An 11,955-nucleotide genomic window follows, 5' to 3' on the forward strand; every position below is an offset into this window, starting at 1 on the left:
AGGCCAAGTTGGTAAGTGTTATATGCGTGCCGACAATACCGACCTGTAGTATCTCGTGACAGCCACCTTCTCCAGCAGCAGGCCCCACGCACGCACACACACATGGTAGATGTAAGTCAACACGACCTCGTCCCCGACCACAGCGTCGTCGACGAGGACGACCTCGAGGCAGTGCTCGACGAGTACGACATCAAGAAGACCGACCTCCCGAAGATCAAACGCGCCGACCCGGCACTCCCGGACGACGCGGAGGTCGGTGACGTCATCCGCATCGAACGCGACTCGCGAACGACCGATACGGCAGTCGTCTATCGGCTGGTGGTGGAATAATGAACACACAGGACCGACGCGCGATCTCGCGTGAGTACTTCGCGAAGGAACGGCTCGCAGAACATCACTTCCGCTCGTTCAACGCGTTCTTAGACCGAGGGATGCAGCAGGTGGTCGACGAGAAAGAGACCATCGACACCGACATCGGCGACAAGGAGGGACAGGAACCGGTGTGGGTCGAACTCGGCGACGTCCGCGTCGTCACCCCGCGAGTGCGGGAGGCAGACGGCAGTGAGGAACTGCTCTACCCGCAGGAAGCCCGTCTCCGGAACATCACCTACTCCGCGCCGGTGTTCATGGAGATGGCCATCGTCCGCGGCGGCGAGGAGGAACCGGAGGAAGTCGTCGACCGGACCGAGACCAAGATCGGACGGATGCCCATCATGGTCGGGTCGAACAAGTGTAACATCGCCGGCTTCTCCGACGAGGAACTCATCGACATCGGCGAGGACCCCGCAGACCCCGGCGGCTACTTCTGTGTCAACGGCTCCGAGCGCGTCCTGATGACGAGCGAGGACCTCGCGCCGAACAAGATTCTCGCGGAGTACGACACCAAGTACGGCGACGAGGTGCAGGTCGCCAAGACCTTCTCCCAGCGCCGTGGCTACCGTGCGCTCGTTCTCTGTGAGCGCACCCGCGACGGACTGCTCGAAGTCTCTTTCCCGTCTGTCTCCGGCAGCATCGACTTCGTGACGCTCGTGCGCGCGCTCGGCCTCGAATCCGACGAGGAGATCGTCCACCGCGTCTCCGAGGACCCGGAAATCGTGAAGTTCATGCTCGAGAATCTGGAGGAAGCCGAGGTCCAGACGACCGAGGAGGCCATCGAGACGCTCGGCCAGCGCGTCGCCTCCGGGCAGGGCAAGAACTACCAGCTCAAACGCGCCAACTACGTCATCGACCGCTACCTCCTGCCGCACCTCCACGAGGAGGGCGTCGACGAGGAAGAGGTCCGCATCAACAAGGCGTACTACCTCTGCCGGATGGCCGAGGCCTGTTTCGAACTCGCACTCGAGCGCCGTGAGTCCGACGACAAGGACCACTACGCCAACAAGCGGCTGAAGGTCAGCGGCGACCTGATGACCGACCTGTTCCGGACGGCGCTGAACAAGCTCGCCCGGGACGTGAAGTACCAGCTCGAACGCGCCAACATGCGGAACCGACAGCTCTCTGTCTCCACTGTCGTCCGCTCCGACGTGCTGACCGAGCGACTCGAACACCCCATCGCGACGGGGAACTGGGTCGGCGGCCGCTCCGGCGTCTCGCAACTGGTCGACCGCACCGACTTCATGGGGGTGCTCTCACACCTCCGACGGCTGCGCTCGCCGCTCAGCCGCTCGCAGCCCCACTTCGAAGCGCGTGACCTCCACGCGACCCAGTGGGGTCGCATCTGTCCCTCCGAGACGCCTGAAGGCCCGAACTGTGGGCTCGTGAAGAACTTCGCGCAGGCGATGGAGCTGTCACAGGACGTCGAGGACGCACAGGGTCTCAAACAGGAACTCGCAGATATGGGGGTCCAGGGCATCCCCGGTATCGAATCTATCCAACAGCAGCCCGCGGACGATTAACATGAGTCAGGGACGAGAAGCCAAGGTATACGTCAACGGTAGTTTGGTCGGGACACATCCCGACCCCGAACAGCTCGCAGATCAGGTCCGACAGGCGCGACGACGGGGGGACGTCTCCCAGATGGTCAACGTCTCGGTCAAGGACCGCACCGACGAGGTCATCATCAACGCCGACGCGGGCCGCGCCCGCCGACCGCTGCTCGTCGTCGAGGACGGCGAACCGCTGATGTCCGACGAGGAGGTCGAGCAGGTCAAGAACGGCGAACTCGAGTTCGAGGAACTCGTCGAGCGCGGCGTCGTCGAGTTCATCGACGCCGAGGAAGAGGAGGACATCCTCGTCGGCGTCGACGAGGACGAACTCACCGAGAACCACACGCACCTCGAAGTCGACCCGCAACTGATGTTCGGTATCGGTGCGGGGATGATTCCGTACCCCGAGCACAACGCCAGTCCGCGGATTACGATGGGGTCGGGGATGATAAAGCAGTCACTCGGGCTACCGAGCGCGAACTACCGTATCCGCCCGGACACCCGCCAGCACCTGCTGCACTACCCGCAGCTATCGATGGTCAAGACCCAGACCACCGAGCAGATCGGGTACGACGACCGGCCGGCGGCACAGAACTTCGTCGTCGCCGTGATGTCCTACGAGGGGTTCAACATCGAGGACGCACTCGTCATGAACAAGGGGTCGGTCGACCGCGCACTCGCCCGTTCGCACTTCTTCCGGACTTACGAGGGCGAGGAACGGCGCTACCCCGGCGGACAGGAAGACCGCTTCGAGATGCCCGACGACGAGGTCCGTGGCGCTCGCGGTGAGGAAGCGTACACGCATCTCGACGACGACGGCCTCGTCAACCCCGAGACGGACGTCGGCGAGAACGCCGTCCTGCTGGGCAAGACCAGCCCGCCCCGGTTCCTCGAAGAACCGGACGACATGGGCGGTCTCTCCCCGCAGAAGCGCCGCGAGACGAGCGTCACGATGCGCTCGGGCGAATCCGGCGTCGTCGACACCGTCACGCTCATGGAGGGCGAGGACGGCTCGAAGCTCTCGAAGGTCTCGGTGCGTGACGAGCGTATCCCCGAACTCGGGGACAAGTTCGCCAGCCGACACGGCCAGAAGGGCGTCGTCGGCCACATCGCCCCGCAGGAAGACATGCCGTTCACCGAGGAGGGCGTCGTGCCGGACCTCATCATCAACCCGCACGCGCTCCCCTCGCGCATGACCGTCGGCCACATCTTAGAGATGATCGGCGGCAAGGTCGGCGCACTCGAAGGCCGCCGCGTCGACGGCACCGCCTTCACCGGCGAGGACGAGGAGGAACTCCGCGGGTCGCTCGAAGCCCACGGCTTCGACTCCAGCGGGAAGGAGACGATGTACTCCGGCGTCACCGGCGAGAAGATCGAGGCCGACATCTTCGTCGGGGACATCTTCTACCAGAAGCTCTACCACATGGTCTCGAACAAACTGCACGCCCGTTCGCGCGGGCCGGTGCAGGTGCTCACCCGTCAGCCCACCGAGGGGCGCGCCCGCGAGGGTGGCCTCCGTGTGGGCGAGATGGAGCGGGACGTGCTCATCGGGCACGGCGCGGCGATGGCGCTCAAAGAGCGTCTGCTCGACGAGTCCGACCGCGAGTGGATCAACGTCTGTGGCGAGTGTGGCATGACCGCCGTCGAGAACGTCGAACAACGGCGCATCTACTGCCCGAACTGCGAGGAGGAGACGGACATCCACGAGGTGGAGATGTCCTACGCGTTCAAACTCCTCCTGGACGAGATGAAGGCGCTCGGCATCGCTCCGCGAATCGAACTGGAGGACGCAGTCTAGCATGAGTTCCCAACAGACACCACAGGAGATCGGTCAGCTCAGTTTCGGGCTGATGGACCCCGAGGAGTACCGAGAGATGTCGGCCACGAAGGTCATCACGGCCGACACCTACGACGACGACGGCTTCCCCATCGACATGGGGCTGATGGACCCGCGACTGGGCGTCATCGACCCCGGACTGGAGTGCAAGACCTGTGGGAAACACAGCGGGTCCTGTAACGGTCACTTCGGCCACATCGAACTCGCCGCCCCGGTCATCCACGTCGGGTTCGCGAAGCTCATCCGACGGCTCCTGCGAGGGACCTGCCGGGAGTGTTCGCGGCTCTGTCTCGACGAGAGCGAACGCGAGGAGTTCACCGAGCAACTCCAGCGCTCGCGTGACCTCGGCCGCGACCTGAACGACGTGACGAAGGCCGCCATCCGACAGGCCCGAAAGAAGGACCGCTGTCCGTACTGCGGCGAGAAGCAGTACGACATCAAACACGAGAAGCCGACGACCTACTACGAGGTCCAGCAGGTGCTGTCGGCGGACTACCCCGACCGCATCGCCGAGGCCATGGAGGAGGCCGACGAGCGCATCTCCCCGTCCGACCTCGCCGAGGAGACGGGCATCGACAGCGGCCGCGTGCAGGAGATTCTCAGCGGCGAGTTCCGTCCCCGACAGGAGGACCGGCGCGCACTGGAGAAGGCGCTCTCGGTCGACCTGACCGAGGAGGACATGAACAAACTCATGCCCTCGGACATCCGGGACTGGTTCGAGGACATCCCGGACGAGGACATCGAAGTGCTCGGCATGAACCCCGAGCGCTCCCGCCCCGAGTGGATGATTCTGACGGTGCTGCCGGTGCCGCCGGTCACCGCCCGTCCCTCGATTACGCTGGACAACGGCCAGCGCTCCGAGGACGACCTGACCCACAAACTGGTCGACATCATCCGCATCAACCAGCGGTTCATGGAGAACCGCGAGGCGGGTGCCCCGCAACTCATCATTGAGGACCTCTGGGAACTGCTGCAGTACCACGTCACCACGTTCATGGACAACGAGATTTCGGGCACACCGCCGGCACGACACCGCTCCGGTCGGCCCCTGAAGACCCTCTCCCAGCGGCTGAAGGGCAAGGAGGGACGCTTCCGTGGCTCGCTGTCCGGGAAGCGCGTCAACTTCTCGGCGCGTACCGTCATCTCGCCGGACCCGACGCTCTCGCTCAACGAGGTCGGCGTCCCCGAACGCGTCGCCCGCGAGATGACCCAGACGATGAACGTCAACGAGCGGAACCTCGACAACGCTCGCCGCTACGTTGCCAACGGCCCCGAGGGCCACCCGGGTGCCAACTACGTCCGACGACCGGACGGCCGCCGACTCAAGGTGACCGAGAAGAACTGCGAGGAACTCGCGGAGAAGGTCGAACCCGGTTGGGAAGTGTCCCGCCACCTCGTCGACGGCGACATCATCATCTTCAACCGACAGCCGTCGCTGCACCGGATGTCCATCATGGCCCACGAGGTCGTGGTGATGCCGTACAAGACGTTCCGCCTGAACACCGTCGTCTGCCCGCCGTACAACGCCGACTTCGACGGCGACGAGATGAACATGCACGCGCTGCAGAACGAGGAGGCCCGGGCCGAGGCCCGCGTCCTCATGCGCGTGCAGGAACAGATGCTCTCGCCGCGCTTCGGCGAGAACATCATCGGCGCCATCCAGGACCACATCAGCGGGACGTACCTGCTGACACACACCAACCCGCAGTTCAACGAGACGCAGGCGCTGGACCTGCTCCGGGCGACTCGTATCGACGAACTGCCCGAACCCGACGGCGTCGACGACGCCGGGGAGGAGTACTGGACCGGCCGCACGCTGTTCTCGGAACTGCTGCCGGACGACCTCAATCTGGAGTTCACGTCCTCCGCCGGCGACACCGTCGTCATCGAGGACGGCGAGATGACCTCCGGGACCATCGACGAGGACGCCGTCGGCGCGTTCGGCGGCGAAGTCGTCGACACCATCGCGAAGGACTACTCGAAGACCCGCGCCCGCATCCTCGTCAACGAAGTCTCCGCGCTGGCGATGCGCTCCATCATGCACTTCGGGTTCTCCATCGGTATCGACGACGAGTCGATTCCGCGACCGGCCGAAGAGCAGATCAACGACGCCATCGACAACGCCTACGACCGCGTCGAGGAACTCATCGAGACCTACGAGGCCGGCGACCTGGAGTCCCTGCCCGGCCGCACGGTCGACGAGACGCTGGAGATGAAGATAATGCAGACGCTCGGCAAGGCGCGTGACTCCGCCGGTGACATCGCCGAGGACCACTTCGACGACGACAACCCGGCCGTCGTGATGGCCGAGTCCGGCGCGCGTGGGTCGATGCTGAACCTGACCCAGATGGCCGGTTGTGTCGGCCAGCAGGCAGTCCGCGGCGAGCGCATCAACCGCGGGTACGAGGGGCGGACCCTCTCGCACTTCGAGGAGGGCGACCTCTCGGCCGACGCCCACGGGTTCGTGGAGGCGTCCTACCGCTCGGGGCTCGGCCCGAAGGAGTTCTTCTTCCACGCCATGGGTGGTCGCGAGGGGCTGGTGGACACGGCAGTCCGGACCTCGAAGTCCGGGTACCTCCAGCGACGCCTCATCAACGCGCTCTCCGAACTGGAGACGCAGTACGACGGCACCGTCCGGGACACCTCGGACACCATCGTCCAGTTCGAGTTCGGCGAGGACGGCACGTCGCCGGTCGACGTCTCCTCCAGTCAGGAGGAGGCCGCCGTCGACGTCGAACAGATAGCCGACAGCGTCCTCAACGAGGAGTTCGAGAGCGAGAAACAGAAAGAGAGCTTCCTCGGGCAGCGCACCGAGCGGACCAACCTCTCGGAACACGCCGACGACTGGTGGATGGCCGAGGGTGATGACTGACCATGGTATCCGAAGACATCGAGGCCGTCGTCGAGGACACTGAACTCCCGCGACGGCTGAAAGACGAGGTGTACAGCACGATAGAGGCCAAGGGCGTCGGCGTCGAGGACGCCGACCGCATCGCGAAGGCCGTCGAGTCCCGCTACATGGACACGCGGGTCGACCCGCTCGACCCGGTCGGGACCGTCTCGGCCCAGTCCATCGGCGAACCGGGGACCCAGATGACGATGAACACGTTCCACTACGCGGGCGTCGCCGAAATCGACGTCACGCAGGGGCTCCCGCGCCTCATCGAACTGGTGGACGCCCGGAAGACGCCGGACACGCCGATGATGACCGTCCATCTGGACGAGGAGTACGCCGACGACCGCGAGCGCGCACACGAGGTCGTCTGGAAGATAGAGGCCACGCGCATCCTCGCGCTGGGTGACATCTCGACGAACGTCGCGGACATGCTCGTCCAGATAGACCTGAACGAGGACACCCTCCTGGAGCGGTGGCCCACCGTGAACGACACGGAGGCCATCGCCGAGGAGATAGCCGAGACCATCGAGTCCAACCTCGGCGTCCAGACCCGGCAGGCCGGCACCGTCATCGAGTTCGGCCCCGAGGAGCCCAGTTACCGGGACCTCCTCCAGCTCGTCGAGGAACTGCGCGACATCGTGTTCAAGGGTATCGAGGAGATATCCCGCGTCGTCATCCGCAAGGAAGATCTCGAAGACGGCGAGGAGTTCGTCCTCTACACCGAGGGGTCGGACTTCGGCGAGGTGCTGGGCATCGAGGGCGTCGACGCCTCCCGCACCACGTGTAACAACATCCACGAGATATACCGCAACCTCGGCGTCGAGGCGGCCCGCGAGACGCTCATCAACGAGACGATGAACACCCTCGAAGAACAGGGGCTGGACGACGTGAACGTCCGGCACCTGATGCTGGTCGCGGACATCATGACCAACGAGGGGACCATCGAGTCCATCGGCCGCCACGGAATTAGCGGGTCGAAAGACTCCGTGCTCGCTCGCGCGGCGTTCGAGGTGACGGTCAACCACCTCCTCGACGCCGCCATCCACGGCGAGGTCGACGAACTCGACGGCGTCACAGAGAACGTCATCGTCGGCAAGCCCATCAAACTGGGCACCGGCGACGTCGACCTCCGCATGGGCGCGAGTCAGGACTGATGCGGGTCGAAATCTCGGACGAAGCGCGCCGACTGGTCGCCCTCTTCGAGGACGAGGCCGACGTCACCGTCCGGGATTGCGTCGTCGACGAGGACCACGACCAGATCGTCTACCTCGTCAAGCGCGGGGAGATGGCCGACGCCATCGGCCCCGGCGGACAGACCGTCGAAGCCGTCGAAGAACGACTCGGCCGTGACGTGAAACTCGTCGAGGACGCCGAGACGGCCGAGAACTTCGTCGCCAACGCTTTGGCTCCGGCGGCGGTGTACAACGTCACCGTCTCGGAGAACGACGACACCGTGGCCTACGTCGAGGTCGCCCAGGAAGACCGTGGCGCGGCTATCGGCCGCGAGGGGCGCAACATCGACGCCGCTCGCCAGCTCGCGAAGCGGCACTTCGAAATCGACGGCATCGAACTGACCTGACGACGCCCGTTTTTCAGTCGTCGCCCTGTCCGTCGGCGGCGACGTCAGGGTCGAACACGTCGGTGTCGCCGACGAACTCCTGGTCGGACTCGACGTCGAACTGTGTCAATAGCTCTCGGAGGTCCGTCGCCTGTGCCGACAGCGACTGGATGCTCGTGGTCACTTCGTCGATGGTCGCGGTCTGTTCTTCGGCCGCGGCGGCGACGCTCTCGGCCTGACTGGCGGTCGCCTCGCTGATAGAGCCGACCTCGTCCACCATCGAGACGGTCTCCTCGGTGGCGCTCGCCTGTTCGTCGGTCGCGTCGTTGATAGACTGGATGCCGTCGTTGACCTCTTCGACCCGGTCGACGATGGTCTCCAGCGAGCCGATGGCGTCGTCGACGGTGTCGATACCCTCCGTGATGCTGTCGCCCATCTCGCGGATGTCCGAGACGGCCTCGTCGGTTGAGTCCTGCACGTCGGCGATGACGGTGGATACCTCGTCGGTGGCGTCGCTGGTCTCCTCGGCGAGTTGCTTTATCTCGTCGGCGACGACGGCGAACCCGGACCCGGCCTCGCCGGCGCGTGCGGCCTCGATGGAGGCGTTCAGCGCCAGCATGTTCGTCTGCTCGGCGATGTCGTCGATGAGGTCGACCACCTCGCCGATGTGGGTCATCTCCTCGTCGAGGGCCTCCACGCGCGCGATGGTCTCCTCGGCCCGGTCCTCGATGTCGTTCATGACCGACACGGCCTCGCCGGCCCGTTGGCTCCCCGTCTCGCCGACGTCGGCGGCCTCCGCGGCGGTGCCGGCCACCTCGTCGGCCTGTGCGGCGACCTCCTCGATGGTCGCAGAGAGGTTCGACATCTCGTCGGCGGCCTGCTGGAGGTTCTCGTGTTGCCGGTCGGCCCCGCCCGCTATCTCCTGAACCGACTCGCTGACCTCCTCGCTCGCGTCCCGGACCTCGGTGGCGCTCGCGGTTATCTGGTCGGCGGAGCCGTCGACGTCGGCCGCGAACGCCCGGATGTGGACGACGGTCTGGCTCAACTCGGCGAGCATGTCGTTGAACGCCCGCGCTATCTCGTTCATCGCCTCGGTGTCGGTGTCGGCGTCGAGACGCTGGCTCAGGTCGCCGTCGGCGGCCCGGCGCATCACGCCCGAGAACTCCTCGGCCTGCCGTTCCAGCGAGGTCGCCAGTGCCTCGGCCTCCTGCTGGGCGGCCTCGGCGTCGGCCTTCGCGTCCTCTATCTCCGTGACGAACTGCTGGAGGTCGGTCCGCATGGCGTCAAGCGAGTCACCGAGGCGCCCCGGCACGTCCTCCTCGAGGACAGGGTCGTCGAACTCCTGTCTGGAGAGTGCGTCGGCCTGGTCGGCGACGGTGCGGAGGTACGACTGGATGTCGGTGAACGCCCGTTCGACCTGCCCGACCTCGTCGAGTCGGTCGCTGGTCTCGCCGGTCTCGTCGATACGACCGGCGGCCAACGCCTCGGCGTGGTCGGCGACGCCGGTCAGCGAGCGACGGATGTCGCGGCCGACGAACGCGCCGACGGCGACGAAGCCGAGCAAGGCGAGGCCGACCAGCGCGAAGAGGTCTCGCTGGACGCGGTTCCGGAGGGCGTAGGCGTTCGCCGTCGGCACGCTCTTGACGACGACCCAACTGCTCCCCTCGACGGGCGCGTAGCTCAGGACCTGTTCGCCGTCCTGTATGACGCCGCTGGTCCCGTTCGCGGCCGACGAGACGGCCCGTGTCTCCGCGGTCCTGTCGTAGGAACTGAATATCTGTGACTCGTCGCCCGCGAAGACGATTTCGTCGCGACCGCTGGTGGTTTCGACGACCCGCGTCGCCCCACCCTCGATAGAGTTGCTGAACGTCTCCGAGTGCTGGCTGACGTTGTAGAACGTGACGGTCAGGTAGTTGGTCCGGGGGACGCTGCTGGTGAACGCGAGGTAGAAGTGGTCGCCCTCTTTGAACACGCGCGACTGTGCGACGTCGTTGGTCCCGCTGAGAACGAGCGAGCCGCGCTGCCACGCGATGCCGAAGCTACTCAGCGAGCGGTCCCGGTAGCCGTCGACCGTACTCCGCTCTATCCTGTTGGTCGACCTGTTCACGAGATTGATGGCGTGGACCGACCCGCCCAGACGCTCCTGTTCGTGCTCGAAGGTCCCCTGCGCCCGCGTCGCCGTCGCGTCGCTCACGTAGTAGTGATTCGACAGCAGCCGAGTCGTCTGTGTCCGTCGTTCGAGCCACCCCTCCATGCCGTCCGCTTCCTGCTGGGTCGTCGTCCGCAGTTCGTTGGTCCGCTGGTCGGTCAACTCGCTCGCGATGGCGCTCTGTGCGACCAGTCCAGCCGCCGTCACGACCAGCGCGATGACGGCGACGGCGAGAGCGAACTTACGCAAGTAGCTCTCGCGGACGAAGTCCGGAAGAAAAGTTTCTATGTTCATCGTACCTGTCGGCTCTTGTCCCGTGGTCTTTCGACAGTCTACCTAAGTTCTCCCGTCCAGTTATCAAGAGTAAGTATCGGTCTCGGGGGCGTGGAAACAACGGGCCGTTCGCACCCCCGGACCGGGGCGACGTCGTGTGTGCGAACGCCACACACCGGGCGTATCGGCCGACGACGAAAGAAGAGTCTTAAGTACCTCCGCAGGATAACGACGCGTACTATGGCAAACGGCAAATACGCCGCGCGCAAACTCAAAAAGGACCGCCAGAAGCACCGGTGGTCCGACTCTGACTACGCGCGCCGCGAACGCGGCCTCGGCAAGAAGTCCGACCCGCTCGAGGGCGCGCCGCAGGGTCGAGGCATCGTACTGGAGAAGGTGGGCATCGAAGCGAAGCAGCCCAACTCCGCGATTCGGAAGTGTGTCCGCGTCCAGCTCATCAAGAACGGGAAGCAGGTCACCGCGTTCTGTCCCGGTGACGGCGCTATCTCCTTCATCGACGAGCACGACGAGGTCACCATCGCCGGTATCGGTGGGGCGAAGGGTCGTGCGATGGGCGACCTCTCCGGTGTCAACTACAAGGTCGAGAAGGTCAACGGCGTCTCCATGATCGAACTCGTCCGTGGCAACGCCGAGAAACCGGTCCGATAACCATGAGCGAGGAAGAACAACCCGAACCCGACGCACCCGCCGGCACAGACGAGGAAGAGACGGCCCGCGCCGAACTGTTCGGCGAGTGGTCGGTGACGGACATCGAGTACACCGACCCGTCGACCGAGCGCTACATCACCGTGACGCCCATCGCCCACACGATGGGTCGCCACGCGGACAAGCAGTTCAAGAAGTCCGAGATAAGCGTCGTCGAGCGCCTCATCAACCGTCTGATGCAGACCGACGAGAACACGGGCAAGAAGCAACTGGCCACCTCCATCGTGCAGGACGCCTTCGACATCGTCCACGAGCGCACCGAGGAGAACCCGGTCCAGGTGCTCGTCCAGGCCGTCGAGAACAGCGCGCCCCGAGAGGAGACCGTCCGCCTGAAGTACGGTGGCATCTCCGTCCCGAAGGCCGTCGACGTCGCGCCCCAGCGCCGCGTCGACCAGGCCCTGAAGTACCTCGCAGAGGGCGTCTACGGCAGCACGTACAAGACGACCACCAGCGCCGCCGAGGCGCTCGCTCAGCAACTCGTCGGTGCCGCCAACGACGACGTCCAGACGTACGCCGTCAACCAGAAAGAGGAGAAAGAGCGCGTCGCGGCCGCCGCTCGCTGATCTGCGGGACTGTCTTTTCGCTTCTCTC

9 protein-coding genes are annotated in these 11,955 nt (G+C 65.2%); 8 read left to right on the forward strand and 1 reads right to left on the reverse strand.

The window, feature by feature from the left end:
* Positions 1 to 102: 102 nt before the first annotated feature.
* From EGH21_RS08135 to EGH21_RS08160, 6 genes are read left to right on the forward strand one after another with little or no spacing between them, the layout of a single operon-like run.
* Complete coding sequence (locus tag EGH21_RS08135; RefSeq protein WP_220617961.1) at positions 103 to 330, forward strand: DNA-directed RNA polymerase subunit H; 228 nt, start codon at positions 103 to 105, stop codon at positions 328 to 330.
* Positions 330 to 1,895, forward strand: a complete 1,566-nt coding sequence (locus EGH21_RS08140; RefSeq protein WP_166968172.1) for a DNA-directed RNA polymerase subunit B'' — start codon at positions 330 to 332, stop codon at positions 1,893 to 1,895. Before EGH21_RS08135 ends, EGH21_RS08140 begins: the two co-directional genes overlap by 1 nt.
* Before the next feature lies 1 nt (position 1,896).
* Positions 1,897 to 3,723 carry a DNA-directed RNA polymerase subunit B gene (gene rpoB, locus EGH21_RS08145; RefSeq protein ID WP_220617962.1) on the forward strand — a complete coding sequence of 609 codons (1,827 nt, stop codon included), beginning with the start codon at positions 1,897 to 1,899 and terminating at the stop codon, positions 3,721 to 3,723.
* A 1-nt stretch (position 3,724) separates the two neighbouring features.
* Positions 3,725 to 6,634 (forward strand): DNA-directed RNA polymerase subunit A', encoded by a 2,910-nt coding sequence (locus tag EGH21_RS08150; RefSeq protein ID WP_220617963.1) that lies wholly within the window; start codon positions 3,725 to 3,727, stop codon positions 6,632 to 6,634.
* A gap of 2 nt (positions 6,635 to 6,636) precedes the next feature.
* A complete protein-coding gene (gene rpoA2 / locus EGH21_RS08155) occupies positions 6,637 to 7,812 on the forward strand; it encodes a DNA-directed RNA polymerase subunit A'' (protein ID WP_220617964.1) in 1,176 nt (391 codons plus the stop codon).
* Positions 7,812 to 8,237, forward strand: coding sequence for a NusA-like transcription termination signal-binding factor (locus tag EGH21_RS08160; protein ID WP_220617965.1), 426 nt, complete (start codon positions 7,812 to 7,814; stop codon positions 8,235 to 8,237). Before rpoA2 ends, EGH21_RS08160 begins: the two co-directional genes overlap by 1 nt.
* A 13-nt stretch (positions 8,238 to 8,250) precedes the next feature.
* On the opposite strand, the gene EGH21_RS08165 is transcribed toward EGH21_RS08160, so the two are convergent.
* Positions 8,251 to 10,659, reverse strand: coding sequence for a methyl-accepting chemotaxis protein (locus EGH21_RS08165; protein ID WP_220617966.1), 2,409 nt, complete (start codon positions 10,657 to 10,659; stop codon positions 8,251 to 8,253).
* Between the two features lie 219 nt (positions 10,660 to 10,878).
* Here EGH21_RS08165 and EGH21_RS08170 point away from each other — a divergent pair, with 219 nt between their 5' ends.
* On the forward strand, positions 10,879 to 11,307 hold the full coding sequence (locus EGH21_RS08170; RefSeq protein WP_135305350.1) for a 30S ribosomal protein S12: 429 nt from the start codon (positions 10,879 to 10,881) through the stop codon (positions 11,305 to 11,307).
* A gap of 2 nt (positions 11,308 to 11,309) precedes the next feature.
* Positions 11,310 to 11,927, forward strand: coding sequence for a 30S ribosomal protein S7 (locus EGH21_RS08175; RefSeq protein ID WP_220617967.1), 618 nt, complete (start codon positions 11,310 to 11,312; stop codon positions 11,925 to 11,927).
* Positions 11,928 to 11,955 lie beyond the last annotated feature (28 nt).

Origin of the sequence: Haloarcula rubra (genome assembly GCF_019599465.1) — an archaeon.
Classification (GTDB): domain Archaea; phylum Halobacteriota; class Halobacteria; order Halobacteriales; family Haloarculaceae; genus Haloarcula; species Haloarcula rubra.